This window comes from Natronococcus sp. A-GB7 (genome assembly GCF_029688865.1).
Lineage (GTDB): Archaea > Halobacteriota > Halobacteria > Halobacteriales > Natrialbaceae > Natronococcus.
The window spans coordinates 15639-40339 of sequence record NZ_JARUKV010000011.1; the positions used below are offsets into that span (position 1 = coordinate 15639).

Below are 24701 nucleotides of genomic sequence, written 5' to 3' on the forward strand. Positions count from 1 at the left end.
GATAATGGCAACTACAGACGACTCCTTCAACGGGCTGACCGAGCACTGCGAGGACTGCGGCCTCGACACTCCACACGAGGTGTCGGTGCAACTTCGTACCGAGAGCCGCAAGGAGGAAAACGCGCAGTTCTCCCGGGAGCCCTACCGCGTCGCCGAGTGCAAGCGCTGCGGGACCCGGACCAGCCAGCGGATGAACAACGCCTAGCAGTCGGTGGCAATCAGGCCGTCGTCACTTCGCAGCCGTCCTCGGTGACGATGACCGTATGTTCTTTCTGACTGACGAGACAGCCCTCGTCCTCTTTCAGTACCGGATAGCCATGGACGATGTCGTTTCGCTTGAGTCGGCGCAGCGCCATCTCTGGCCGGTTCGTCTCGAGCCAGCGCGTCGCGAACGGGAGCGTGCGGAACTCCTCGGTGATCTGCTCCAGGGCCTTGCGGGCGTCCCGGTTCCGAACCGATCCCTCGCGCTCGAGGGCGAAGATCTCCTCGCTGGCGCCCTCGGTGACCTTCCCGCCGCCGTCGGTCGCGAACGGCTCGATCGCGACCACGTCGCCGATCTCCAGGGTCGTCCCCTGGGAAACCGCGCGGTTCGGGATCGTCGGGCTGGTGTGTTGTTCCCAGTGACCCAGCCCGTGGCCCGTGAGGTTGACGACGGGGTTGTAGCCGTAGCTGGTGATGACGTCCTCGATCTCGGCGCCGATCTCGCCGGTCTCGACGCCCGGCTCGATCATGTCGATCGCCGCCTCGAGGGCCTGCTCGGGCGCCTCGGCCAGTTCGGGGTTGCCCGAGTGGTCGACGGTGATCGCGGTGTCGGCGAGCCAGCCGTCGATGCAGACGCCGATGTCGAGGTTGATCATCTCCTCGCCGAACGTCGACTCGTCGTCGATCGAGGGGGTCGCGTGGGCCGCCTCCTCGTCGATCGAGATGTTCACCGGAAACGCCGGCTGTCCGCCCAGTTCCCGGATGCGGTCCTCGGCGTACTCGGCGACCTCGAGGTGGCTCGCGCCGACCTCGACGCGCTCGACGGTCTCTGCACGCACCTGCGAGAGGATCTCCCCCGCTTCGCGGAGTTTCTCGTACTTCTCGGAGTCGAAGTCCACCTCGGATTCGGCCATGTACCGGAGTTACACCGGTCGGCAAAAAGAGGTTCCGTCTCCCGACGCTCGAGGAGCTACCGATCGGACGCCGACGGCGCGATCCAGCGACACGCCGGACAGGTCTCGAGACCCTGGACGTTCGAGAGGGTGGTCTCACAGTCCGGGCACTGCCGAGCGCCGTGGTGGGGTGGCTTGAGCATCGATTCGGAACTCGGTACGACAATAAATAAAAGTACTCACGTCAATCGTCGAACTCGGGGCGGGCGGATCGGGACCGATGCTGCCGGTGAACGAGCCGTTACTCGGACAAACGACGCACAATCACGCGAAACGGTCGCCGCGGTTTTATCGCTCGAGGGCGTCTTCGCTCGCGGCGTGAGAGACGCCAGTTCGGGTGCCGCACGCGCCGACCGATCCTCGAGGCCACCGGTCCGTACCCGGCGGAACGCCCCCTCGGGGGTCGCTAGCGGTCGGTCGCTCGAGCGGTTTGCATCCCGTCGCTGTTGTAGGCCGAACCCAATCGCCCTCGAGCGTCGATGGCGATGACGCCGGCGGTCGCACCGGTGAGCTCGGCGAACTCCTCGATCGCGAGCTCCGCGGCGGCGTCGGCGTCGAGGCCGCGCTCGACGTGGCCGGCGACCCGCCTCGAGAGCGTTGCCCGCGCGATGTCCTCGCCGGCGCCGGTCGCGCTGACCGCCGCTGAAGGACAGCAGTAAAAGCCCGAGCCGACCTGCGGGACGTCGCCGACGCGGCCGGCGAGCGCGAGCCAGCGCCCACCCGTGGACGTCGCCGCGGCGAGGGCCTCGCCGTCGAACGCGACCGCGCCGACGGTGTCGTGATCGAGGTCCGTGGCGTCCGCATCGGTCTCGGACCGGTCCTCGTCGCGGCCATCGGGATCCGTTCGGCCGTACCGTTCGCGGATCCACTCGAGTTCGCTCTCGGTACCGCCGCTCGGCGGTTCGAGGGCGGCCCACTTCTCACGCGTACGCTCGGACCAGAGATCGACGTCCGTCTCGACGCCGAAGGCGTCGGCCAGCGAGACGGCGTGGTCGCCCGAGACGAACCCGTGGGGCGTCTCCTCCATGACGAGTCGAGCGACCTCGACGGCGTGTTCGACGTCGGGCATCGAGCAGGCCGCGCCGACCGAGCGGTCGTCGGTCATGATTCCCGCGTCGGTACGAATCTGACCGTCGCTCTGGACCGCGCTGCCGACGCCCGCGTTGAATCGGGGCGAGGACTCGAGGACGCCGACCGCGGCCTCGACGGCGCCGACCGTGGTCGCTCGCTCGGCGCCGGTTTCGGCCGCCCGCTCGAGTACCTGCCGTCTCTGTTCCGGCTCTTCCGGCGTGCTCCCGGCGCCGCCGTGGACGAGTAGCTGCATACCGACTTCTGGTGAGGCGAGCACGGTAACGGTTTCGCGACGCCCCGAAACCCTACACACTTACTAGCCGGGGCTGAGTAACACCGTGGAGGATGACGTCGGCCCTCCTGCTCGCCGGATTCTGTGCCGCGATGACCGTCCTCGCCGTCAGTCGGCTGCTCGTCAGCGACGAGCCCACCCCGTATCAGGGCGGAATCGCACTCCTCGTGTTCGGGATCACGCTGCTAGCCGGGTTCTGGAGCGCGAGCAGACTGGGGTGGTCGACGGCGACGGGACGGCTGCTACTCGGAGCGGGCGGCGGCGGTATCGCAGTCGTCGGCGCCGCCCTCCTCGTCCGACACTGGGAGACGGCGACCGACGGAGCGGACGACCCGACACCGTAATCGCCGTTCGTCGCAGGTAGGTTCGACAACCGACGAATCGGAGTGTCACGATCGAAACTGTGTTTTACCGGTATGAGGGGTCCTCGGGCGGATTTTTCGACGATCGGCTGCGGTCGGCCGGCTGACGGGGAAAATCCGGCGCAACATCGACGGAAATGGGAGCCCTTTTAGCCCCATCGGAGCACGATACAGACGAGATGAGCTACGACAAGATCGAGGTCCCCGAGGAGGGGGAGAAGATCACGCTGAAGGAGGGAACCGAAGACGAGCTGGAGGTCCCCGACAACCCGATCATTCCGATCATCTATGGCGACGGTGTCGGCAGCGACGTCGGCCCCGCCGCCCAGAAGGTCCTGGAGGCCGCCGCCGAGGCGACCGGTCGCGATATCAACTGGATGCGAGTCTACGCCGGCGAGTCCGCCCGCGAGAAGTACGACGAGAACCTGCCCGACGAGACCGTCGAGGCGATCAAGGAACACCGCGTCGCGATCAAGGGCCCGCTGACGACGCCCGTCGGCGCCGGCTTCCGTTCGCTGAACGTCGGTCTGCGCAAGCTGCTCGATCTCTACGCGAACGTCCGGCCGACCTACCACCTCGACGGCGTCCCGTCGCCCGTCAAATCGCCCGAGCAGATGGATATGGTCACCTTCCGTGAGAACACGGAAGACGTCTACGCCGGTATCGAGTGGGAGGCCGGCTCCGACGAGGTCGAACAGGTAAAGGAGTTCGTCGAAGAGGAGATGGGCCAGACGGACATCATCCACGACGGCCCCGTCGGCATCGGCGTCAAGCCGATCACCGAGTTCGGGACGAAGCGACTCGTCCGCCGCGCGATCGACTACGCCTTAGAGCACGACCGCGACTCGGTCACGCTGGTCCACAAGGGCAACATCATGAAGTTCACCGAGGGCCAGTTCCGCGACTGGGGCTACGAGGTCGCAGAAGAGGAGTACGGCGACGAGGTCATCACCGAGGACACCCTCTGGGAGGAGAAAGACGGCGAGGTCGACGACGACACGCTCGTCGTCAACGACCGCATCGCCGACAACATGCTCCAGCAGATCCTCACCCGCACCGACGAGTACGACGTCATCGCGACGATGAACCTGAACGGTGACTACATGTCCGACGCCGCCGGCGCCCAGATCGGCGGTCTCGGCATCGCGCCCGGGTCGAACTTCGGCGACGGCCGCCTGCTGGCCGAGCCCGTCCACGGCTCCGCCCCCAAGTACGAGGGCCAGGACAAGGTCAACCCGACCGCGATGATCCTCTCGGGCCGCATGATGCTCGAGTACCTCGGCTGGCACGACGCCGCCGACCTCGTCCGCGACGCCGTCGAGGAGACCATCTCCTCGGGCAAGGTCACCTACGACCTAGAGCGCCAGCTCGAGGACGCCGAGAAGCTCGCCACCAGCGAGTACGCCGACGAAGTCGTCAGCAATATCGAAAAGCTGTCGTAGACAGTTTCGAACGATCAGGTGCCTTCGGCACCTGATGATATCGAGACGCTCTCGTAGAGAGCGCTCTGATCTGTCTTTTTTGATCTGCCGGTGCTCGAGGAGCAGTTTAGGTGGAGAATAGCCTCGTTTCGGCCGGACCGCCGGAGTACGCGGTTCCGTTTTAGAGACGACATAGTGACGGGCTTTAAAAATCAGGACGAATTCTTCCTTATAGAAACCGTATTACCCGGGTAGATACGTTCGACAACTCCGAAGATCGCTCTCGTATCTATCAGTTTCGTCGAGTGTTACGAGAGATATAGAGAAGATTATGAAGTACCATCGAAGAGACGTCGGAACGAAGACATGATACTCGAGGGAGTACACAATCGAATCTCGACGGGGGGACGCTACCGCTCGGTCGGTGTCGACGAAACCGAGCGAATCGAGGACAGCGCGTACGGGCGACGAACGGGCGCGGGGATCGGGGGATCTCCGAGGCGATCGTCGACTCGAGGTAAGCCGTAGATGCGCCGACGGAACCTGCTGGCGGTCGCCGGGGTCACCGCAGCCGGCGGCGCCGCTACCGCGTACGGAGTCTCACAACGCGATTCGGGTGACGGCGGCGACAGCGACGACAGCCGGAACGAGTCGGACGGAGACGGGGACGACGAGTCGGAAAGCGAGGAGTCGAGCGACGAGTCGGCAGACGAGGAAGCCGACGACGAACAGGCCGACGACCTCGAGGAACGGCTCGAGGGCAGCGAGGGGATGCTCGTGTTCACGTACGACGACAGCCCGATCGAGGACTACACGCTCACCTACCAGGTCCACCAGGAGTACGACGTTCCCGGCTGCGTCGCGGCCTGTCCTGGCTGGATGCAAGATGACGGCGGCGGCGAGTACCTTTCTCCGGACCAGCTTCGCGAGATGCACGACGACGGCTGGGGGGTCATGTCCCACACGTACTACCACCGCGCGCTCGGGAAGATCCAGCTAACCGAGACGGCTCAGGAGGGCGACGACCGCATCTACGTCGAGGCCAACCGCCACGCGGATATCGAGGATGATCCGCTGGTGATCTTCGACGACGAGAACAGAACGACCGCGACCGTCGCCGGCGGTGGGAGCGACTCCACCGGGGAGTACGTCGAACTCGCCGAACCGCTCGAGGAGACGATCGACGCCTCGGGCCACGTCAGGTATCCGGAGGAGTTCATGCAGGACATCCTCGACGAGACGGACGCGCAGCTCGAGGAGTGGGGACTCCCGGTGCTCGGGTTCGTCTACACGTACACGCGATACCACGGGCTCATCGAGGATCTCGTTCGGGACCACTACGAGGCCGTCGCGAACCACCGCTTCGGCGGCGGCCACAACGAGATCGACGGCCTCGATCCGACGGCGATGCAACGGATGTACGTCGAAACCGATCGCGCGACTGAGGAGGAGATCGAGGAGTTCATGCAGACCGCCGCCGAGGACGACGTGCTCTCGATCGTCGGCGGCCACTCACACTTCGAGACGATCACCGAGGAGCGACTCCGGTACACGATCGAGACCGCTCTCGAACACGACCTCGCGATCGTCACGATGGAGGAGGCGCTCGGCGAACTCGAACTCCGTTAACACCGATTTCGACGATCACTTTGGCTCGGCCGTGTCGACGGATCAACGTCAGTCCTCTCGGGCTCGACGAACGCCACGAGAGAGATGGAGAGCATTATAACGTCGCGCAGGTGAACTGTCTGAACAAGGATATGACATTCCAGGGGGTGTGCAGTCGGATCTCGAAGGGGGAGCGATACCGTTCGACCAGAACCGACCGGCTCGAACGAACCGAAGACGGCGCGAACGGGCGATCAACGGGTACCAGGACCGAAGCCGCCTCGAATCGGTGGCCGACTCGAGGTGAACCGTAGATGCGCCGCCGGAATCTGCTGGCGGTCGCCGGGGTCACCGCAGCCGGCGGCGCCGCTACCGCGTACGGAGTCTCACAGCGGGATACGGGCGAAGACGGTGACAGCGACGACGGTCGGAACGAGTCGGACGGAGACGGGGACGGCGAGTCGGCGGACGAGGAAGCCGACGACGAACGGGCCGACGACCTCGAGGAACGGCTCGAGGGCAGCGAGGGGATGCTCGTCTTCACCTACGACGACAGCCCGATCGAGGACTACACGTTCACTTACCAGGTTCACCAGGAGTACGAGGTTCCGGGCTGTCTCGCCGTCTGCCCCGGTCTGATGGAACAGGATTCTGACGCGTATCTCGAACCCGATCAGCTGGTCGAGATCTACGAGGCTGGGTGGACCGTCATGTCCCACACCTACGAACACCGGGCGCTGGGACACACGCCTCTAACCGAAGCTGCAGACGAGGGCGACGACCGGGTCTCCGTCGAGTGGGGTCGACACGGCGAGTTCGAATCGGATCCACTCGTCGTGTTCGACGACGACGGCGCCTACAACACGACGTCGGTCGCCGGCGGCGGCGGCACTGATTCGACCGATGCGTACGTCGATCTCGAGGAGCCCCTGAGCGAAACGGTCAGCGCCGACGGCTATCTCAGACATCCGGAGGAGTTCGTACAGGATATCCTCGATCGGACCGACGACCGACTCGCCGAGTGGGGGATCGACGTCACCGGGTTCGTCTATACGTACGACCGCTACCACGGCGTCGTCGAGGAGATCGTCCGCGATCAGTACGACGCCGTCGCGAACCATCGGTACGGCGGCGGCCACAACGAGATCGACGGCCTCGACCCGACGACGATGCAACGGATGTACATCGAGACCGACAAGACGAGCGAGGACGAGATCGACGAGTTCGTGCAAACCGCTGCGGACGAGCGGGTTCTCTCGATCGTCGGCGCCCACTCCCAGTTCGAAACGTTCACCGAGGAACGCCTCGAGTACACCATCGAAGCCGCCCTCGAGAACGATCTGGCGATCGTCACGCTCGACGAGGCGCTCGCGGAGCTGGGGTACCTGTAACCTCGTCGCCCGATCGGACCGTAACGCTCTCGAGTCGCCTCGCCGTAGCCGCCTGCCATGATCGAAACCCGGGTCGTCGACTCGGACACCGAGCGCGAGGACGCCCTCGCCGTTCGCCACGCGGTGTTCGTCGAGGAACAGGGCGTCGACGAGGACCTCGAGTACGACGAACACGATTCCGAGGCCGTCCACTTCGTCGCCTACGACGGAGACGAGCCCGTCGGCGCCGCACGGCTCCGGGAGCTCGAGGACGGCGTCGGCAAGGTCGAGCGGGTGGCCGTCCTCGAACCGCGACGAGGTGAGGGGATCGGTCGGGAGCTGATGGCCGTCCTCGAGGGGCGGGCTCGAGCGGACGGGTTCGACGAGCTGAAGCTCCACTCCCAGACGCACGCGGCCGACTTCTACGCGGAGCTGGAGTACGACCGATACGGCGAGCCGTTCGAGGAGGCCGGCATTCCCCACGTGAAGATGCGAACGGAGCTGTAGCTGCGAGCGGAGCCGTCGCTACCCCGAACGGGCGCGAAGCCGATCCCGACTCGCAGTCCAGAGGATCCCGACGATCGCGAGCGCCATCGCCGCGGCGAAGGCGACAACGAACACCGCGGTCGGGTCGCCCGCCGACGCCGCCGGCAGCTCCTCGAGGACGAACTCGCCCGCCAGCACGGCCGCCACCGCGAATAGGACGAGGCCGCCGACGTTCTCGAGGCGGGAGTTCGTCTCGCCGACGACGTCGGCGTCGTTCAACAGGACAAGGATCACCGCGAGCGCGAAGGGGGTCCCGACGAGGCCGAAGGCGAGCACGAGCACGAGCAGCTCGAAGAAAGCGCCCTCGAGGAAGGCGCCGATCGCCGAGGCGAGCGCGACGACGACGAGCGCGGTCCGGTAGCGCGGGTCCTCGACGGACTGGTCCCAGCCGAGCTTATCGGCCAGCAGGTACGGTGGCACGATCGTGTTACCCCCGAGCGTCGAGACCGCGGCACCCCACAATCCCAGCAGGAACAGCCAGGTCGCGTATTCGCCGGCGACCGGGCCGAGCGCCTGGGCGGCCTGGATCTCGTCGAGAGTCGCGGGATCGACGACCCCCGGTAACACGCTCGCCGCGACCAGAAAGACCGCGAGACTGAAGATCCCGAAGGCGACGAGCATCGAGCTGACGACGTCGAAGCGGGCGATCCCGCGGTCGCGCTCGGTCCAGCCGCGGGCGCGCATCGTGTAGCTTTGCATCGTCAGCAGCGTGATGTGGACCGCGCCGCCGAGGACGCCCGCGGCGACGACCGCCCCGCCGACGCCGGCCGGCATCGAGGGGACGAGCCCGGTCGCGGCCTCGGTCGGATCGATCGGCACGACGAACGCCGAGACGACGAACGCGAGCACCACGAGTGAGACGAGCAGCTTCGCGCCGAGTTCCGCGACCCTGTAACCCCCACCCGCGAGTCCAAGTGCGAGAATCACCGCCCAGGTCACGCCCCAGAGTCGAGGATCGGCCAGTGCGGCGACGCCCGCCGTGCCGACGATCGTCGCGCTGACGTCGGCCAGCGTCTTCATGATCACCAGCTGTGCGAGTCCCGCCGCGAGCACGACGTCGATCACGAGCACCCAGGCCCAGACGGAGCCGAGGTGGTCCTCGACGACGGCGACGATTCCCGCCTCAGTGAGCAGACCGAGCCGCATCGCCAGGTACTGGCCGACGGTTCCCAGGATCGCCGAGAGAACGACGACCCACAGCAGGGTGTAGCCGAAGCTCGCGCCCGCGACGAGCAAACTGACCATCGTCGCCGGCCCCGCGGCGATCGCGCCCGCGAGCCAGGTCGGCCCCAGTCGCTCGAGATAGCCCGTCACGCGCCCGATTCCCCAGCGATCCGACGATCGCGTCTCCGTTCCCATCGGTGTCCCTTTCGGCGAGACCGATATAACTCCGTGGTATTCTCCTGTGAAGAGGCGACGGAGACGCCCGTCAGTCGTCGCTCGGAACGCGGTCCGTCGCGGACGCATCCGACGCGAACGCCGCGGACGGCCGCGAGACGAACGCGAGCGCGAGGAGGCCGAAGGCGAGCAGCACCAGCGCGACCGGGCCGGCGACCTCGCCGTAGCCGGCTTCTGGATCGATGCCGATCGCAGCGGCGCCACTCAGAAACGCGACGGCGACGGCCGCGGCTGGAAGGGAGGCTCGAGCCGGAATCGCGGGCGGGCGAGGGACGCGTCCGGCGACGGCGTCCAGGCTCGCGTGACGGCCGGCGAGGGTGGCGGCGACGATGGCGCTCGCGAAGACGAGTGGGGCGAGGCGAACGAGGCCGAGCGCCGTCAGCAGTGTCAGGTAGCCGACGGCAGCGGCTCCCGCGACTCGCGTCCGATAGCCCACGAGCAGGGCGATTCCGACGGCGGTCTGGACGGCGGCGAACGCGAGAACCCACGCGCTCATCGCCGGCAGCACGGCCAGTTCGATGAACGCGCTCACCGGGGCGACGTGCGACGCGGCGATCGCCTCGAACACCTCGGCCTGGGCCTCGGCGCTCGCCCAGCCCGGCAGGGCGTTCGCACCCGGTTCCGATCGGACGACGATCTCCTGGAGGAACCGGTAGCCGACGAAGACCCGGAGCGCGTCGGCGGCGACCGACGTCGGGTTCGCTCCGCGGTAGACGTACGAGAGGCCGCCGGCGGCGAGCCCGGCGAAGACGGTCAGCTCGAGGCTCGTGAGGTGGACGCGGGTCCCGACGGTTTCGGGAATCGAGAGCAGGTAGTACGCGCCGACGACGGCGATCGCCGCGGCCAGCGGCGGATACCAGGCCCGTCGGATCGGCAGCGGCGCGTTGACGGCCCGGGTGAGTCGACCGATCGCGTCAGGACGGTTCCAGAGGAGCCCATCGAAGCCGTAGTAGCGGCCGGCGTTCGCGACGAAGGCGAACGCGATCGGGACGGTAAACAGCGGCGACGTCCGGATCATCCCGAGTTGAAACACCGGGAGGAAGTAGACGATCCCGAGTAGGGCCGCCGGGCGCGTCCAGAGACCGAGTATCAGCCCGAGTGCGGTCGCGATCTGTGCGGCAAGCGCCAGGGCCGTCCAGAGTTCGGGAGCCGGAAGGACGACGGCCTCGAGTAGCGCCGCGAACCAGCCGAACGTCCCCTCCTCGATCGCCTGCTCGGAGACCCCGTACACCTCCGCGCCGGCGTCGGCGCCGACCCACTCGGGGTTCGGCCCGGTGGTGATCCAGCCGAGTTTCCACCAGCCGCCGAGCGTCAGTTCGTACAACACCAGGAGTCCGGCGAAGATCCGCGCGAACGCGATCCAGGGTCCCGCATGGTCGTCGACGAGCGGTTCGGCCACGTCGTTCGTACTGTTTAACATCTACTTGTCTAATTTTAGTACTTATTAATAACTTAATCGATTTGGTTATTATATTCGGCGATCGGGTGCCGTCGCTGGTAGACGGAACAGCGACCACTCCGCTCGCAGATCCGCTCGAGAAAACGGCTTCGTCCGTCAGTCCTGCCAGGTCGGGTTCTCGCGGGGCGGGCTGAAGATGTCGACGCCCCGAACCGTCTCGTCGCCGCGGTTCTCGGCGGCGTGGGCCTGTTCCCCGGGAATCGCGTACGAGTCACCGGGACCGCAGACGAGTTCCTCGCCGTCGCTGCGGAAGGTCAACTCGCCCTCGTAAATGAATCCCGTCTGCTCGTGGGGGTGGCTGTGCTCCTCGACGGTCGCGCCGGGTTCGATCTCGAAGTGCTGGACGTTCATCTCCTCCGCGCCAGCCATGATCGCGAGGTGGACGCCGTCGGCTGCCTCCGAAGAGTCGGTATCGGAGAGGGAAACGCGTTCCATACGTTCCGAGACGCGGGGCCGGTGCTAATAGTAGTACGCCTCGGTGACCACTTTCACCGCGCGTGCCCAACCTTGAACTGCGGTGGCGTCCCACCTCGACGTAGCATGTACGCCGTCGTCGGCTGCAGCGAGTGCTCGCACCTCTGGATGATCGAGGGTCGCTCGGAGACCACGCAGTGTCCTCGCTGTGGTTCCAGAAAGGCCTACGAGAAGCGAAAGAAGTTCGTCGAGACCGAGGACCCGGACCACGCCCGCGACGTCCGCGCGTCGATGCTTGCGAACCGCCAGGGCGAGGGCGAGAGCTTCGCGAAGCTGGATTCCTTCTCGGATCTCGAGGAAGACGTCGCCGACGGCGTCGTCAGCGACGAGGAGTACCTCGAGGCATCGGGGCTGGACACCGACGAACTCGCAGCGGCGGGCGAGCGCGATCCACGCGGCTCGACCGACAGCGGCAGCAAGAAGGAGATCGTCGAGCGGGCCCTCGAGGAACTCGAGCGACCGACCGAGGCGGAGGTCGCCGACTACGCGGGCGAGCGCGGCGTGTCGGCCGGCTACGTCGAGGACGCCCTCGAGAAGCTGACCAGACGCGGCGAGGTCAGCGAGAGTCGGGGACGGTATCGACGGCTCTGAGCGCGGCGCCGCTTCCGAGGTCGAATCGAAGGCCCTCGAGCGGCAGTTCTTTGCACCCCCGTACGGTACGAAACGACAATGGACGAGACGGTCGACGTGCAGGCGGTGACGATCGGCGTCGGGACAGTAGTCGCGATCGCGGCGCTGGTCTACGGCGCCGCCGTCGGCGACTCGCTGCTCGGCGTCGACACCACGACGCTTTCGATCGGCGCGTTCGCCCTGACGTTCGGCGCCCTCGCGGTTCTCCACGGCGCGTACGGACGACGAGACTTCGCCGTCGCCTACGGCGTCGCCGGGATCGGATTGGGAGTCGTCGCCGTCGCCTCGAGCGGCCTCGGGGTGCTCGGCGGCTACCTCCTGCTCGCCGTCGGCGGAGGGTACGTCGCGGTCGCGACGGTCCGCGCTCGAGACGACGCCCGGACGCTGCCGCAGTAGCACGATCGGGACGAGTCTCGACGACGGCTACCGATCAGGGTCCGGTTCCGACCGTCCTGACGGTTCCCGAGAGGAGCGTTGCTACTTCGTCTAGGTCGTCGGGATCGACCGCGACGATGTACTGGTGGTTCGCCTCGAGGATCGTATTGGCCCTGGCGACGTGGCTCGCGTCTGCGTCCGTGATGACGAGACAGCCGTCGGGGAGAGGGGCGTCGGCGAGGGTCTCGCCGACGAGCGGGGCGTCCTCGCCCACCTTCACGCGAACGATCTCGATGTCCCCGGTCAACGCGTTGAACACGCGGGGCGCGTTGCCGACGATCTCGTTCGCGATGAGCCTCGCCCCGGCCGCTTCAGGGTAGACGACGCTGTCGACCAGTTCGCCGTACTCGTGTCTGGACTCGGTGTCGGTTCGCAGGATCGTGTAGATCGACTCGTTCATTCGCTGGGCCGCCAGGCAAACGGCCAGGTTCGTCGCGCCGTCCTCCGTGAGCGCGGCGATCGTCTCGCTCGCCGCCGGGTTAGCCTCCCGAAGCACGGGTGGCAGCGTCGCGTCGGCCTCGATCACGGTTGGGAAGTGCTCGTCGATCTCCTCGCAGCGGAGGGGATCCCGCTCGATGACGACGACCTCGTGACCGTAGCCGTCGAGCAGTCGGCCCGCGCGGTAGCCGACGCGTCCGCCGCCGACGATGATTACGCGTAGCGAATCTGTAGACATGCGATCGATCGTGTCTTCCCTTCGCGTTCGGTTTTCTTAGTGGTATGCCAACACATAACGTAGCCGATACGCTCTCCGCCGGGAGACCGGAGTCGAGAGAGATGTCTCACGACTCGCAGGTGGATCGAGCGTAGCTTCCGTCGACGCTATCGCCCGAGATCCTCGTGAGCGCTCGCGAGGTGGTTCGACGCCAGCGCCGCGAGAAGCGAAAGTTCGCCCGCCAGCGCGCCGACGGCGATGATTTCGGCCAGGGCGTCGGCGTTCGAGCCCGCGGGATCGCCCCCGCCCCGGAGCCCGAGCACGTCGAGGGCCTCCGACTGCGTGGGGAGTTTGGTGCCGCCGCCGACGGTGCCGACCTCGAGCGAGGCCATCGAAACCGACGCGTAGAGGTCCGTGGCGCCGTCTTCTGCGTTCCGAGTGTCCATCGTCGTGATCGCGTTCGCGCCCTCGACGACCTGGGCCTCGTCCTGTCCGGTCGCGAGGAACGCGGCGCCGACGACGTTGGCGGCGTGGGCGTTGAAGCCCAGGCTGCCGGCCTTCGCGCTCCCGACGAGGTTCTTCCGGGTGTTTGCCTCGACGATCGCTTCGGCGGTGGTGTGCAGGCGATCCTCGACGAGGTCGCCGGGGATCACGACGTCGGCGGTAACCGATCGGCCCCGCCCTTCGACGGCGTTGATCGCCGCGGGCTTCTTATCGGAGCAGAGGTTCCCCGACAGGGCGACCAGCGAGGCCGGCGTCTCGCCCTCGACGACCTCGCAGGCTGCCTCGGTCGCGATCGTGGCCATGTTCATCCCCATCGCGTCCTTCGTGTCGTAGGCGAAGCGCAGGTAGACCGAGTCGCCGACGACGTACGGTTCGACCCCGAGCAACTCACCGTGGCTCGTCGTCGATTCGGCCGCCTCGCGAAGCGCCTCGAGGTTGTCCTCGACCCACTCGACGGTCTCGGCGGCTTCGGCGACGCCGTCGACCCGAAACACGGGGGCGCGGGTCATTCCGTTCTTTGTGACCCGGGCGTCGGCGCCGTCCGCCGAGCGAATCACCGAGAGCCCGCGGTTGACCGACGCCAAAAGCGCGCCCTCGGTCGTCGCCAGCGGCAGGTAGTGCTCGCCGTCGGCGGCGCCGCCGGAGACGGCGACGGGGCCGACGACTCCCAGGGGGACCTGGGCCGCGCCGATCATGTTCTCGATGTTCGGCTCCGCCCGCTCGGCCGGGAACGCGTAGTCGCCGATCGTCTCGAGATCGGCGTCGGTCTCGCGCTCGACGAGCAGGCGGCGGGCCTCGGCTGCGGTGTCGAAGTCGGCCTCGGCCTCGAGTTCGTGGATGCGAAGCTCCCCCTCTTGGACCCTGTCGGCGAGGGACGCGGGATCTGTCATGGTGGGGCCAACACGCGGGCCCGCCCTAAGGATTGCTGATCGTCACGGCGCCTCCACTCTCGAAGCGTCGACCGCGTCCTCGTCGCTGACCGACGCCCGGTAGGCCGCGCGGGCCTCGTACCAGAACGCCAGGGCGAGCGTGGCTCCGGCTATTCCCAGTACGAGCAGATCCTGAGAGCGACCCGCGACGCTCCCGGCCTGGAGCGCGTACAGCCCAGAGACACCCGCGACGAGCCAGAGTCGGATCCGGGACGGGATCTCGTCGTCGGTCCGTGCGAGGTACAGCTGTGGGAGGACGATCGGGATCCCGACCAGCACGACAAACCCCACGACGGGCGACTCCGTCGCGGCGCGTCCCCATCTCCCCTCGAGAACCGCGAGTCCGGCGAGGGCGAGCACGAACACGCCGAAGGAGGCCAGGATCGCACGGTTCTCGCGGCTCGGCATGCAGGCCCCTTCGTTTCGGGGAACCTACTATTTTATGGCCTGAGACGACTGGCTCGAAACTGGACGCCCTCGAGACGGCGACCACTACCGTTTTGCTCCTCGCGTGTGGGATCTTACCTATGACCGAGGCTGCCGATCTGGTGGTGACGAACGCGCGGATCTACACGCTCGCGGGCGACGGCGACGACGAGGCCGAACCCGACCCCGAGGAGGCGCTGGCCGTCCGGGACGGCGAGGTCGTCCGCGTCGGGGATACGTACGAGATCGAGTTCCTCGAGGGCGTCGAGACCGAGCGGATCGACTGCGAGGGACGGGTCGTGCTCCCGGGCTTCGTCGACGCTCACACGCACATCGAAAACGCGGGCCGCTACCTGGTCCACGCCGACCTCTCGGACGCCGACGACGCCGCGGACTGTCTGGATCGCCTCGCCGAACGAGCCGCGGAGACGGAGTCGGGATGGATCCAGGGCTTTGGCTACGACGAGAGCGAGTGGGACGGCGACCACGGCTACCTCACCCGAGACCAGCTCGATCGGGTAAGCGAGGACCGACCGGTCGTCGCCCTGCGGATCGACATGCACGCCGCGTCGCTGAACTCGGCCGCCCTCGAGGCCCTCGAGGGGAAGCTGCCCGAGAGCGACGTCCGCCGCGCGGGCGGGGAGCCGACCGGGGTCGTCGTCGAGGACGCCGCCGAGCGGGTCCGCGAGCACATCGCCCCCGGCTACGACGAGACCCGGGAGCTGGTCACCGCGGGCCTCGAGCGAGCGGCCTCAAAAGGCGTGACGGCCGTCCACGACATGGTTCGTAACTCCCGGTCGCCCCAGGTCTACCGCGACCTCGAGGCCACCGGCGAGCTGCCGATCCGGGTGCGGATCAACTACTGGGCCGACCACCTCGAGAGCGCGATCGAGCTCGGGCTCGCGACGAACGCGGGCAGCGACCGGGTGCGGACGGGCGCGATCAAGACCTACACCGACGGCAGCATCGGCGCGCGGACGGCGAAGCTGTTCGAACCCTACGAGCCCGACGAGAGCGAGGCCGAACCCGATTCCGGGGACGACGGGGAGTGGGTCATCACTCCCGACGAGCTCGAGGAAATCGTCGAGCGAGCCGACGGCGCGGGCTTTCAGGTGACCGCCCACGCGATCGGCGACGAGGCGATCGAGGAGGCGCTGGCGGCCCTCGAGACTACCGGCGACCCAGCCAGCAGGCGCCACCGGATCGAACACCTCGAGCTGGCGACCGACGACCAACTCGAGCGACTCGCCGAGGCGGGGATCGTCGCCTCGATGCAGCCGAACTTCCACCAGTGGGCCGGCGACGGCGGGCTCTACGACCAGCGACTCGGCGTCGAGCGACGCGAGCGGACGAATCGTCTTCGGGAGGTGCTCGAGCACGGGATTCCGCTCGCGTTCGGCTCGGACTGCATGCCGCTGGACCCACTGTTAGGAATCCACCACGCGGTGAACGCGCCGACCGAGCCCCAGCGGCTCTCGGTCACCGAGGCGATCCGGGCGTACACCTCTGGAGCGGCCTACGCCGGCTTCGACGAGGATCGGCTGGGAACGCTCGAGGTCGGCAAACGAGCCGACATCGTCGTCCTCGAGGACTCGCCGTGGGCCCAGCCGGAGCGGATCGACGGAATCGACGTGGCGACGACGATGGTCGACGGCGAGGTCGTCTTCGAGCGCTAGCGGAGACCGATCCGACGCCACCGCTACGGGAGCCGTTAGGAGTCGACGACGCGTCGCCGATCGATTTCGTCGGGAACCATCGAACACATAGAAACGTTGTTGTGTTGTAAGGATTAAGACGACAAGTCGTGTACACCCAATGACAGATGGTGGCATACGACACTGGTCCGGGGGCGGCCGCGGTAACGGCCGAGAGCGTCCGCCGAACGTACCACCTCGCCGAGCCGATTCACGCCGTCGACGGCGTCTCGCTGTCGCTGGGTGAGGGTTCGTTCACGGCCGTTATGGGGCCGAGCGGCTCCGGGAAGTCGACGCTGATGAACCTCGTCGGCTGTCTCGATACGCCCGACGAGGGGCGGATCGAGGTCGACGGACGCTCGGTCGGGGAACTGTCCGATACCGAACGGGCGCGGCTGCGGGGCACCGAAATCGGGTTCGTCTTCCAGACGTTCAACCTGATGCCGCGGCTGACCGCCGTCGAGAACGTACGGCTGCCGATGGTGTTTCACGACGGCGTCGACGCCGATCGACAGGAGCGGGCACAAACTCTGCTCGAGCGAGTCGGTCTCGGCGACCGCCTCGAGCACGAGCCAAGCGAGCTCTCGGGCGGCCAGCGCCAACGCGTCGCCCTCGCGCGGGCACTGGCGAACGAGCCGACGCTGGTGCTGGCCGACGAGCCGACGGGGAACCTCGACACGGAGACCGAAGCCGAGATCATGGAGCTGCTGGTCGAACTCAACGAGGCGGGCGCGACGATCCTGCTGGTCACCCACGAGCGGGCGGTCGCCGAGTACGCCGACCACGTCGTTCACCTGCTCGACGGGAAGATCGAGGACCTCGAGCACCTGAGCGACGCCCGCGACGTGACGGCTCGCGAGCAAGCGACGGAAGGGGCGGGGAACCGACGACCGACGGGGGAGGGTGAGGCGTGAACCTCCGAGAGAGCCTGCGGATCAGCTGGCGCTCGATCAGGGCCCACAAGCTGCGTTCGGCGCTGACGACGCTGGGCGTCATCATCGGTATCGCCGCCGTCATCACGTTCATGGTGCTCGGCGGTGGGTTCTCCGAGGATATCGTCGGCGACATCGAGGCCGAGCAGGAGCCCTCGATGACGGTCCAGACCCAGACCACGCCGGAGGACGGGTTCGGCGTCATGCTGGTCGAGACGCCGATCTACACCGAGAGCGACGTCGACGCGCTCGAGCAGCGGGAGGGAGTCGAGTACGTCGCGCCACAGGGATCGCTCGACGTGGTCCAGACGACGGCCGACGACGAGCAACTGACCGGCGCCGTCGACGCCCAGGCGACCACGGCCGACCGGTTCGAGCACGCGACGTTCGTCGACGGCGAACCGTTCGACGGCGCGGACGAGGCGGTCGTCAACGAGCAGGCCGGCCAGGCCTTCGAGGCGAACCTCTCGGCGGGCGACGAGCTCGAACTCACCTTCGAGGACGGCGAGACGACGACCGTGACGGTTGCCGGCGTCGTCGAGAGCGAACTCGGCGACCAGACGCCGCCACAGGTGTTCGTTCCCGCCGACGAACACTACACGACGACCGTCGAGACGCCCGACGGCGACGAGGAACGGGCATACCCGACCCTGCAGATCGGTGCCGAGGGGCTCGACGACGTCGACCCGGTTCAGGAGACCGCCGTCGACTACCTCGAGGACGAGTCCCACGCGGCCGAGCTGAAAGAGGACGACGACGAGATCGCCGTCCAGACCGTCGAGGACGCTATCGAGCAGTTCGACGACCTCGTCGGACAGCTCACGGTCTTCATCGGTGCCGTCGCCGGGATTGCCCTCGTCGTCGGCTCGATCGGAATCGCCAACATCATGATCGTCAGCGTCACCGAGCGAACCCGGGAGATCGGGATCATGAAGGCCGTCGGCGCCACGAAACGCGATATCATGCAGCTGTTTCTCGTCGAGTCGGTCGTGCTGGGCGTGATCGGCGCGGTCGTCGGCGTCGCCGCCGGACTCGGCTTCGGCTACCTCGGCGTGTGGCTGCTCGGCTGGCCGATGGTGTACCCCCTCGAGTGGGTCGCCGTCGCGGTCGCCGTCGGAATCGGCGTCGGAGTCGTCTCCGGACTCTACCCCGCCTGGCGGGGCGCTCGCGTGGATCCGATCGAGGCGTTGCGCCACGAGTAGCGACGTCCGGAGACATCCCGACACCGACGTATCGGATTTCGCACCAGTATCGTTATTGTCATCTCGCGACGATACGGACGTATGTTCGGTCCACTGCTCATCCTCGGTGGGCTCGTCGCCCTCGCGATCGGCTGCCTGAAACTGCGGCCGGCTTACTACGTCTACCGCGGCGAAACGGACGACGTCGTCGCGGTCGAGCGCGCCGAGGGGCCGGTCGAACTCGAGGGGACCGCGAGTCCGATCGACGATCCGCTCCAGGCGCCGATCACGGGGACGGACACCCTCGCCTACGAGTACGAGGTCGAGGAGTACCGCTCGAGCGGGAAGAACTCCTCCTGGAAGACCGTCGACGAGGGACGGGCGGCGACGGCGTTCCGGCTCGAGGACGCGACCGCGAGCGTCCGGGTCGAGCCCGCGGGCGCCGAGTTGGCGCTGTCGACCGACACGACGATCGAGGTCGACGGCGGCGAGCCCGAGCCCGAACCGATCCGGGAGTTTCTCGCCCACGAGTCCGACCTCGAGTCCGAGAACACCTCGCTCGACCTGAAGGTGGTCGAGCTCGCGACCGGGAACGACCGCCGGTACCACGAGCGCCGGCTCGAGCCCGGCGGCGAGGCGTACGTGTTCGGTCAGTCGAGCTACGACGTCGACGCCCGCGAGACGATGCGGGACGTTAGCGCGGTCGTGAGCGACGGTGACGGAACGCCGGCGTTCGTCGTCTCGGACGCCAGCCAGGACGGGACCGCCCGACTCCTCGCGACGCGACAGCTGCCCTGGCTGGTCGGCGGTCTGCTCGCGATCGGCGTCGGGGTCTGGCTGTTGCCCTCGTCGGCGCTGTTCTGAGCCCGAGAAGACGCCGTCGATTCCTCGAGCGACGGCACCGACGCTTTTGTCCCCGCCTGTCGTCGGCACATCCATGGACACGGGACTGTTGACGACAAGCACCGACGAGCTCTCGGAAGCCGGGGTCGCCGTTCGCGCCGAGGAGCTGGGATACGACGACGTCTGGCTGCCCGAGCTGTGGGGCGAGAGCGGGGTCGTCCGAGCGACCGAGATCGCGACCCGGACCGACGAGCTCGGGATCGGGTCGGCGATCCTGAACGTCTACTCGCGCTCGCCGGCCGTCCTCGCGATGACCGCGGCCTCGTTGCAGCGGGTCTCGGACGGTCGGTTCGTCCTCGGAGTCGGCACGAGCACGAAGAAGTCGATCGAGGACCTCCACGGCGAACGCTTCGACCGTCCCGTGCGGCGCGCCCACGAGACGATCGAGCTCGTCCGCGCGTTCACCGCGGGAGAGGGCCGGGTCGACTACGACGGCGAGTTGCTCGAGGCGAAAGACTTCCCGTCGCTCGAGGTCCCAACGCCGATCTACCACGCCGGACTGGGCCCCGCGAACCGCCGGGTCGTCGGCCGGCTCGCCGACGGCTGGATTCCGCACAACATCCCCTTCTCGAGACTCGAGGACGCCTTCGAGGAGGTCGCGGCGGCGGCCCGGGAGCGGGACCGGGATCCCGAGGAGATCGCCGTCGCGCCGTACGTCCCGGCGGCCGTCAGCGAGGACCTCGAGGCGGCCCGGGACGCGATCCGCGGCCACGTCGCCTACTACGTCGGCAGCGGTGAGGGGTACCGACGGGCCGTCGGCGCGGCGTACCCCGACGAGGCCGACCGGATCGCCGAGGCGTGGCGGGAGGGGGAGCGGGGAGCGGCTGCGGACGCCGTCACCGACGAGCTGGTCGACGACCTCGGCGTGGCGGGAACGCCCGAGGACGCCCGCGATCGGCTCGAATCCCTGGTCGCCGACACCGGGATCGACCACCCGATCGTGGTGGTTCCCGATCCCGCCTCGGACGAGATCGCCGAGCTGACGATCGAGTCGCTCGCACCGGAATAAAAGCGGATTGCAGCGTCCGGACCGAAGGCTTTGACCCGCGTCAAACCTGTTTCGAACGGAGCGATCGGGCACGCCAAGGAAATATGCAGACTTCATTGGCGAGGTACAGCACCGTATCGATGCTGGGACCCAGGCCGAGGCTGTCAGGACAACTCGCGCCGTCCTCGAGACCCTCGGCGAGCGTGTCGGCGAAGGCGGAGCGACGGATATCGCGAGCCCGCTCCCCCTGGAGATCGACCGCTACCTCCTGCAGGTCGAACACGGCCAGACGTCCGACCTCGACGAATTCGTCGAACGGGTCCACGAGCGGCTCAACGACGAGGACCTCGAACTCGAGACCGACTACTCTCGTCCGTCGGGCGTCGATCGAGCCGACGCCACCTACCGGACGAAGGCCGTCCTCGCGCTGCTGAGTGAGGTCGTCCCCGGTGGCGAGATCGCGAACGTCGAGAGCCAGCTCCACGAGGAGTTCGAGGAGCTGTTCGAGCTGGTCGACGCCGAGACCCAGCCCTGGGAAGCACAGTAGCCGCGACGGAGCCATCGAACCTGGACGCTCCCGATACGCCGCTCTCGGAGTCGAGTTCGTAAAACCGGTCGTCGAGCCTTGCTGAGTGGTTTTTTCCTACCAGCTCGTGACTACCAGGTGGTACCTGTACATGGCCCACTACCGAATGGAAAAGTTATTCAATAGTGGTTGGTGTGTGCTACTAGCCACAGGAGATCCGAATGGCACGAATGGAAACAACGGAGTTCGAAACCGACCTGAGCCTGTTCAAATACGATCATCTCGAACAACTTCCATCGGAGTATCGGGAGCTCGAAGAGGACGAACGAACGGAGCGAATCGAGGACACGCTCGAGATCCTCGGCGACGACGTCGTCGTCCTCGGGCACAACTACCAGCGCCGGGAGATCGTCGAGCACGCCGACTTCGTCGGGGATTCCTACGGGCTCTCGAGGGAGGCGGCTGCGGCCGACGCCGAGTACGTGATCTTCGGCGGCGTGACGTTCATGGCCGAGAGCGCCGACATCATCACCGACGACGACCAGACGGTGATCCTCCCGTCGATGGAGGCCTCCTGCCCGATGGCCGGGATGGCCGAGGCACTGCAGGTCGACGACGCCTGGGCGGAGATCACGGCGGCCGCGCCCGACGCCGAAATCGTCCCGATCACGTACATGAACTCCTATGCGGACCTGAAGGCGTTCTGTGCGAGCCAGGGTGGGCTGGTCTGTACGTCCTCGAACGCCCACGAGGCCTTCGAGTGGGCCCTCGAGCGCGGCGACAAGGTCCTCTTTCTCCCCGACAAACACCTCGGGGAGAACACGGCCCACCGCCTGGGGATGGCCGACGAGACCGTCACGTGGGATCCGTGGGACCCCGAAGGAAAGGACGCCCAGGAGGTCGCCGAGCGGGACCTCATTCTCTGGAACGGCTACTGCCAGGTCCACGAGCGGTTCAGCGAGGCTCACGTCGAGCAGGTTCGCGAGGAGCACCCGGAGGCAAACGTGGTCGTCCACCCCGAGTGTCGCCGCGAGGTCGTCGAGGCCGCCGACGTCGTCGGCTCGACGGCGACGATCCGCGAGACGGTCGCGACCGCCGCGCCCGGCGAGACGTGGGCGATCGGCACGGAGATCCACCTCGCCGAGCACCTGCAGCGCTGGCACCCCGAGGTCGACGTCGTCCCGCTGTGTGGCGACGCCTGCATGGACTGCAACGCCATGCGCCAGATCGACCCTAACTACCTCGCGTGGGTCCTCGAGGAGCTCGTCGCGGGCCGGGAGCGCAACGTGATCGAGGTCGCCCCCGAGGAGAAGGAACTCGCCGAACTGGCCCTCGAGCGCATGCTGGAGCTCTGATCCACGATGCCCGAGACACCACCCCACGACACCGCGGACGTCCTCGTCGTCGGCAGCGGCATCGCGGGCTGTGCGGCCGCCCTGCAGGCCGCACGCGAGGACGCGGAGGTACTGCTGGTAACGAAGGCCGAGCGACCCGCCGACGCGAGCACCGACTGGGCCCAGGGCGGCATCACGACCGCTCGCGGCGACCCCGAGGCGCTGAAACGCGACGTCCTCGCGGCCAGCGACGGGACCGCCGATCCCGACGCCGTCGACGTCCTCGTCCGCGAGGCCGACGCGGCCGTCGAGGACGTGCTCCTCGAGACCCTCGGGATCGGCTTCGACGAGCGCGAGGACGGCGCGTTCGACTACGCCCGCGAGGCGGCCCACTCCGAGCGACGCATCCTTCACGTCGACGCCGCGACGGGGACGCACATCCTGCGCCCGTTCCTGAACTACGTCGACGACCACGAGCGCATCGAGGTCCGGCAGGACACCGCCGCGCTCGAGCTGATTACCCACGAGGGCGGCGTCCATGGCGTCCTCACCGACGAGGATCCGACCGGCCACCCCGTCTACGCCGGGGCGACGGTGCTGGCGACCGGCGGGATCGGCGCGCTCTACCCGCGCTCGACGAACCCGGACGGCGCCACCGGCGACGGGATCGCGATGGCCGCGCTCGCGGGTGCCGACGTCGCGGACCTGGAGTACGTGCAGTTCCATCCGACCGCGTACGCCGGCGACGACCCGTTCCTCCTCTCGGAGGCGCTTCGCGGTGAGGGCGCCGTCCTTCGGAACGCGGACGGAGACCGCTTCATGGACGACTACCACCCCGACGCCGAACTCGCACCCCGGGACGTCGTCGCCCGTGCGGTCGAAACCGAACGCGAGGAGACCGGCGAGGTCGTCCTGGACGTACGGACGATCGAGGGCGAGTTCGAGGACGAGTTCCCCGGCATCGCCGAGAACTGCCGCGACCGCGGGCTCGAGGGCGAGGAGATCCCGGTCGCTCCCTGTGAGCACTTCCTCTGTGGCGGGATCGACGTCGACGATCGCGGGCGAGCGAGCCTCGAGGGACTGTACGCCGTCGGCGAGTGTACCCGAACGGGCGTCCACGGCGCGAACCGCCTGGCGAGTACGAGCCTGCTCGAGGGATTAGTCTGGGGATTGCGGGCGGGCGAGGCTGCGGTCGACCGCGAAGCGAAACTCCGGATCGTCGACGCGCCCGAACTCCGCGACGGCGATCCCGCCCTTCCCGAGCGCTTCTCTGCCGAGAAGTTTACCCGACTGCAGCGGACGATGGACGACTCCCTGGGGCTCGAGCGCGACCCCGACGGGATCGCCCGCGCGAGCGCCGTCCTCCGGCGGCTCAAGGGCGAGGTCGACGCCTACACCCGCACCAGGACCTCCCGCGAGCTCTACGAGCTCCGGAACGCCTGCGTCACCGCCCTGCTGATCGCGCGGGCCGCGGGCGAGAACACGGAATCGCGAGGCTGTCACCACCTCGTCCGCGAGGACTCGCCGACCGCCGAGCCGGAGGCACCCCGATGATCACCGACGCGCAGGTCGAGCGCTGGCTCCGCGAGGACGTCGGTCACCACGACGTCACGAACCAGGTTCCCGGCGAGACGACGGGCCGACTCGTCGCGAAAGAGCAGGGAACCGTCGCGGGGCTCGAGGCCGCCCGCGCCGTCTTCGAGTATCTCGGTGTCGACGTTCGCGAGTCACTCGAGGACGGAGCCAGAATCGAGTCCGGCGACGAGGTCCTCCGCGTCGCGGGGGCCACGCGCGAGGTCCTTCGGGGCGAGCGCCTTGCGGTGAATCTGGTCGGGCACGCCTCAGGCATCGCGACACGGACCCGCAGGGCGGTCGACGAGGCGCGAACGGAGGCCGACGACGTCCGGATCGCCGCGACCCGGAAGACGACGCCCGGGCTACGGGGCCTCGAGAAACGGGCCGTCGTCGCCGGCGGGGGCGACACCCACCGCCTCGACTGCTCCCATATGGTGATGGTCAAGGACAACCACGTCGCCGAGCTGGGTCTCGAGGACGCTGTCTCGCGGTTCCGGGAGCGGGCGTCGTTTGCGACGCAGATCGAGGTCGAGGTCGAGTCGCCGGGGGACTCCCCACGGGCCGTGGAGGCCGGTGCGGACGTCGTCCTGCTCGACAACATGTCTCCGGCAGAGACCCGAACGGGGGTCGAGCTGCTCGCCGAGACTGACACACTGACGGAGGCGAGCGGCGGGATCGGGCTCGAGGACGTCCCCGAGTACGCCGCGACGGGCGTCGACGTGATCTCGATGGGATCGCTGACCCACTCGGCGCCCGCGCTGGATCTGTCCTTCCGAACCGGCGATCAGGACGCGTAGGGCGCGCAGCTCCGCGCACGACCTTTTTGTCCTCGAG

26 protein-coding genes are annotated in these 24701 nt (G+C 67.7%); 17 read left to right on the forward strand and 9 right to left on the reverse strand.

The features are described from left to right. The first annotated feature begins 4 nt into the window (after positions 1–4). Positions 5–205 (forward strand): hypothetical protein, encoded by a 201-nt coding sequence (locus tag QA609_RS11435; RefSeq protein ID WP_278290227.1) that lies wholly within the window; start codon positions 5–7, stop codon positions 203–205. Positions 206–218: 13 nt separating this feature from the next. Here the strand turns inward: QA609_RS11435 and map are convergent, their stop codons facing one another. The 3 genes from map to QA609_RS11450 all read right to left on the reverse strand — a co-directional run bounded on the left by map (position 219) and on the right by QA609_RS11450 (position 2478). Further along, a complete protein-coding gene (map, locus tag QA609_RS11440; RefSeq protein WP_278302737.1) occupies positions 219–1115 on the reverse strand; it encodes a type II methionyl aminopeptidase in 897 nt (298 codons plus the stop codon). Between the two features lie 56 nt (positions 1116–1171). Beyond that, positions 1172–1297, reverse strand: coding sequence for a hypothetical protein (locus QA609_RS11445; protein ID WP_278302738.1), 126 nt, complete (start codon positions 1295–1297; stop codon positions 1172–1174). 263 nt (positions 1298–1560) lie between these two features. Further along, a complete protein-coding gene (locus QA609_RS11450; RefSeq protein WP_278302739.1) occupies positions 1561–2478 on the reverse strand; it encodes an isoaspartyl peptidase/L-asparaginase in 918 nt (305 codons plus the stop codon). 92 nt (positions 2479–2570) lie between these two features. Between QA609_RS11450 and QA609_RS11455 the strand changes: the two genes are divergently transcribed. The 5 genes from QA609_RS11455 (at position 2571) to QA609_RS11475 (ending at position 7785) form a co-directional block, all read left to right on the forward strand. Further along, complete coding sequence (locus QA609_RS11455) at positions 2571–2861, forward strand: hypothetical protein (protein WP_278302740.1); 291 nt, start codon at positions 2571–2573, stop codon at positions 2859–2861. Between the two features lie 197 nt (positions 2862–3058). Continuing rightward, on the forward strand, positions 3059–4321 hold the full coding sequence (icd, locus tag QA609_RS11460; protein WP_278302741.1) for an isocitrate dehydrogenase (NADP(+)): 1263 nt from the start codon (positions 3059–3061) through the stop codon (positions 4319–4321). Between the two features lie 507 nt (positions 4322–4828). Then, positions 4829–5929 (forward strand): polysaccharide deacetylase family protein, encoded by a 1101-nt coding sequence (locus QA609_RS11465; protein WP_278302742.1) that lies wholly within the window; start codon positions 4829–4831, stop codon positions 5927–5929. A 293-nt stretch (positions 5930–6222) separates the two neighbouring features. Next, positions 6223–7299: a polysaccharide deacetylase family protein gene (locus QA609_RS11470; RefSeq protein ID WP_278302743.1), complete on the forward strand. Its 1077-nt coding sequence runs from the start codon at positions 6223–6225 to the stop codon at positions 7297–7299. Between the two features lie 57 nt (positions 7300–7356). Beyond that, a complete protein-coding gene (locus QA609_RS11475) occupies positions 7357–7785 on the forward strand; it encodes a GNAT family N-acetyltransferase (protein ID WP_278302744.1) in 429 nt (142 codons plus the stop codon). Between the two features lie 18 nt (positions 7786–7803). Here the strand turns inward: QA609_RS11475 and QA609_RS11480 are convergent, their stop codons facing one another. The 3 genes from QA609_RS11480 to QA609_RS11490 form a co-directional block, all read right to left on the reverse strand. Continuing rightward, the gene (locus QA609_RS11480) at positions 7804–9183 is read right to left on the reverse strand and encodes a divalent metal cation transporter (protein ID WP_278302745.1); all 1380 of its coding nucleotides are present in this window, start codon (positions 9181–9183) and stop codon (positions 7804–7806) included. 70 nt (positions 9184–9253) lie between these two features. Continuing rightward, complete coding sequence (locus QA609_RS11485) at positions 9254–10642, reverse strand: DoxX family protein (protein WP_278302746.1); 1389 nt, start codon at positions 10640–10642, stop codon at positions 9254–9256. A 135-nt stretch (positions 10643–10777) separates the two neighbouring features. Beyond that, positions 10778–11116 carry a cupin domain-containing protein gene (locus QA609_RS11490; RefSeq protein ID WP_278302747.1) on the reverse strand — a complete coding sequence of 113 codons (339 nt, stop codon included), beginning with the start codon at positions 11114–11116 and terminating at the stop codon, positions 10778–10780. 105 nt (positions 11117–11221) lie between these two features. Between QA609_RS11490 and QA609_RS11495 the strand changes: the two genes are divergently transcribed. Both QA609_RS11495 and QA609_RS11500 read left to right on the forward strand, forming a co-directional pair. Next, a complete protein-coding gene (locus tag QA609_RS11495; RefSeq protein ID WP_278302748.1) occupies positions 11222–11746 on the forward strand; it encodes a DUF5817 domain-containing protein in 525 nt (174 codons plus the stop codon). 78 nt (positions 11747–11824) lie between these two features. Continuing rightward, positions 11825–12181 carry a hypothetical protein gene (locus tag QA609_RS11500; protein WP_278302749.1) on the forward strand — a complete coding sequence of 119 codons (357 nt, stop codon included), beginning with the start codon at positions 11825–11827 and terminating at the stop codon, positions 12179–12181. Between the two features lie 34 nt (positions 12182–12215). Here QA609_RS11500 and QA609_RS11505 read toward each other — a convergent pair whose 3' ends face one another. The 3 genes from QA609_RS11505 to QA609_RS11515 form a co-directional block, all read right to left on the reverse strand. Continuing rightward, a complete protein-coding gene (locus QA609_RS11505) occupies positions 12216–12896 on the reverse strand; it encodes a TrkA family potassium uptake protein (protein ID WP_278302750.1) in 681 nt (226 codons plus the stop codon). Between the two features lie 146 nt (positions 12897–13042). After that, the gene (gene hmgA, locus QA609_RS11510) at positions 13043–14269 is read right to left on the reverse strand and encodes a hydroxymethylglutaryl-CoA reductase (NADPH) (RefSeq protein ID WP_278302751.1); all 1227 of its coding nucleotides are present in this window, start codon (positions 14267–14269) and stop codon (positions 13043–13045) included. 42 nt (positions 14270–14311) lie between these two features. Continuing rightward, complete coding sequence (locus tag QA609_RS11515) at positions 14312–14716, reverse strand: hypothetical protein (RefSeq protein ID WP_278302752.1); 405 nt, start codon at positions 14714–14716, stop codon at positions 14312–14314. Positions 14717–14835: 119 nt separating this feature from the next. Between QA609_RS11515 and QA609_RS11520 the strand changes: the two genes are divergently transcribed. The 9 genes from QA609_RS11520 (at position 14836) to nadC (ending at position 24664) form a co-directional block, all read left to right on the forward strand. Beyond that, positions 14836–16410, forward strand: coding sequence for an amidohydrolase (locus QA609_RS11520; protein ID WP_278302753.1), 1575 nt, complete (start codon positions 14836–14838; stop codon positions 16408–16410). Between the two features lie 146 nt (positions 16411–16556). Further along, complete coding sequence (locus tag QA609_RS11525; protein ID WP_278302754.1) at positions 16557–17342, forward strand: ABC transporter ATP-binding protein; 786 nt, start codon at positions 16557–16559, stop codon at positions 17340–17342. Beyond that, positions 17339–18562 (forward strand): ABC transporter permease, encoded by a 1224-nt coding sequence (locus QA609_RS11530; RefSeq protein ID WP_278302755.1) that lies wholly within the window; start codon positions 17339–17341, stop codon positions 18560–18562. Before QA609_RS11525 ends, QA609_RS11530 begins: the two co-directional genes overlap by 4 nt. 81 nt (positions 18563–18643) lie before the next feature. Continuing rightward, on the forward strand, positions 18644–19405 hold the full coding sequence (locus QA609_RS11535; protein WP_278302756.1) for a GIDE domain-containing protein: 762 nt from the start codon (positions 18644–18646) through the stop codon (positions 19403–19405). A 73-nt stretch (positions 19406–19478) separates the two neighbouring features. Beyond that, entirely contained in the window at positions 19479–20453 is a 975-nt protein-coding gene (locus QA609_RS11540) for an LLM class flavin-dependent oxidoreductase (RefSeq protein WP_278302757.1), read from the forward strand. 46 nt (positions 20454–20499) lie between these two features. Further along, positions 20500–20979 (forward strand): DUF2267 domain-containing protein, encoded by a 480-nt coding sequence (locus QA609_RS11545; protein WP_278302887.1) that lies wholly within the window; start codon positions 20500–20502, stop codon positions 20977–20979. 200 nt (positions 20980–21179) lie between these two features. Continuing rightward, the gene (nadA, locus tag QA609_RS11550) at positions 21180–22313 is read left to right on the forward strand and encodes a quinolinate synthase NadA (protein WP_278302758.1); all 1134 of its coding nucleotides are present in this window, start codon (positions 21180–21182) and stop codon (positions 22311–22313) included. A gap of 6 nt (positions 22314–22319) precedes the next feature. Continuing rightward, positions 22320–23846 (forward strand): FAD-dependent oxidoreductase, encoded by a 1527-nt coding sequence (locus tag QA609_RS11555; RefSeq protein ID WP_278302760.1) that lies wholly within the window; start codon positions 22320–22322, stop codon positions 23844–23846. Further along, positions 23843–24664 (forward strand): carboxylating nicotinate-nucleotide diphosphorylase, encoded by an 822-nt coding sequence (gene nadC, locus QA609_RS11560; RefSeq protein WP_278302761.1) that lies wholly within the window; start codon positions 23843–23845, stop codon positions 24662–24664. The genes QA609_RS11555 and nadC overlap by 4 nt, the downstream gene beginning before the upstream one ends. Positions 24665–24701 lie beyond the last annotated feature (37 nt).

Coding starts and splice junctions, on each gene's coding strand:
- QA609_RS11455 (WP_278302740.1), top strand. CDS start 2,571: ATGACGTCGGCCCTCCTGCTCGCCGGATTCTGTGCCGCGATGACCGTC.
- QA609_RS11445 (WP_278302738.1), bottom strand. CDS start 1,297: ATGCTCAAGCCACCCCACCACGGCGCTCGGCAGTGCCCGGACTGTGAG.
- QA609_RS11525 (WP_278302754.1), top strand. CDS start 16,557: ATGGTGGCATACGACACTGGTCCGGGGGCGGCCGCGGTAACGGCCGAG.
- QA609_RS11555 (WP_278302760.1), top strand. CDS start 22,320: ATGCCCGAGACACCACCCCACGACACCGCGGACGTCCTCGTCGTCGGC.
- QA609_RS11540 (WP_278302757.1), top strand. CDS start 19,479: ATGGACACGGGACTGTTGACGACAAGCACCGACGAGCTCTCGGAAGCC.
- QA609_RS11470 (WP_278302743.1), top strand. CDS start 6,223: ATGCGCCGCCGGAATCTGCTGGCGGTCGCCGGGGTCACCGCAGCCGGC.
- QA609_RS11450 (WP_278302739.1), bottom strand. CDS start 2,478: ATGCAGCTACTCGTCCACGGCGGCGCCGGGAGCACGCCGGAAGAGCCG.
- QA609_RS11435 (WP_278290227.1), top strand. CDS start 5: ATGGCAACTACAGACGACTCCTTCAACGGGCTGACCGAGCACTGCGAG.
- nadC (WP_278302761.1), top strand. CDS start 23,843: ATGATCACCGACGCGCAGGTCGAGCGCTGGCTCCGCGAGGACGTCGGT.
- QA609_RS11515 (WP_278302752.1), bottom strand. CDS start 14,716: ATGCCGAGCCGCGAGAACCGTGCGATCCTGGCCTCCTTCGGCGTGTTC.
- nadA (WP_278302758.1), top strand. CDS start 21,180: ATGGCACGAATGGAAACAACGGAGTTCGAAACCGACCTGAGCCTGTTC.
- QA609_RS11500 (WP_278302749.1), top strand. CDS start 11,825: ATGGACGAGACGGTCGACGTGCAGGCGGTGACGATCGGCGTCGGGACA.
- map (WP_278302737.1), bottom strand. CDS start 1,115: ATGGCCGAATCCGAGGTGGACTTCGACTCCGAGAAGTACGAGAAACTC.
- QA609_RS11495 (WP_278302748.1), top strand. CDS start 11,222: ATGTACGCCGTCGTCGGCTGCAGCGAGTGCTCGCACCTCTGGATGATC.
- QA609_RS11485 (WP_278302746.1), bottom strand. CDS start 10,642: ATGTTAAACAGTACGAACGACGTGGCCGAACCGCTCGTCGACGACCAT.
- QA609_RS11480 (WP_278302745.1), bottom strand. CDS start 9,183: ATGGGAACGGAGACGCGATCGTCGGATCGCTGGGGAATCGGGCGCGTG.
- QA609_RS11475 (WP_278302744.1), top strand. CDS start 7,357: ATGATCGAAACCCGGGTCGTCGACTCGGACACCGAGCGCGAGGACGCC.
- hmgA (WP_278302751.1), bottom strand. CDS start 14,269: ATGACAGATCCCGCGTCCCTCGCCGACAGGGTCCAAGAGGGGGAGCTT.
- QA609_RS11490 (WP_278302747.1), bottom strand. CDS start 11,116: ATGGAACGCGTTTCCCTCTCCGATACCGACTCTTCGGAGGCAGCCGAC.
- QA609_RS11535 (WP_278302756.1), top strand. CDS start 18,644: ATGTTCGGTCCACTGCTCATCCTCGGTGGGCTCGTCGCCCTCGCGATC.
- QA609_RS11465 (WP_278302742.1), top strand. CDS start 4,829: ATGCGCCGACGGAACCTGCTGGCGGTCGCCGGGGTCACCGCAGCCGGC.
- QA609_RS11505 (WP_278302750.1), bottom strand. CDS start 12,896: ATGTCTACAGATTCGCTACGCGTAATCATCGTCGGCGGCGGACGCGTC.
- QA609_RS11520 (WP_278302753.1), top strand. CDS start 14,836: ATGACCGAGGCTGCCGATCTGGTGGTGACGAACGCGCGGATCTACACG.
- icd (WP_278302741.1), top strand. CDS start 3,059: ATGAGCTACGACAAGATCGAGGTCCCCGAGGAGGGGGAGAAGATCACG.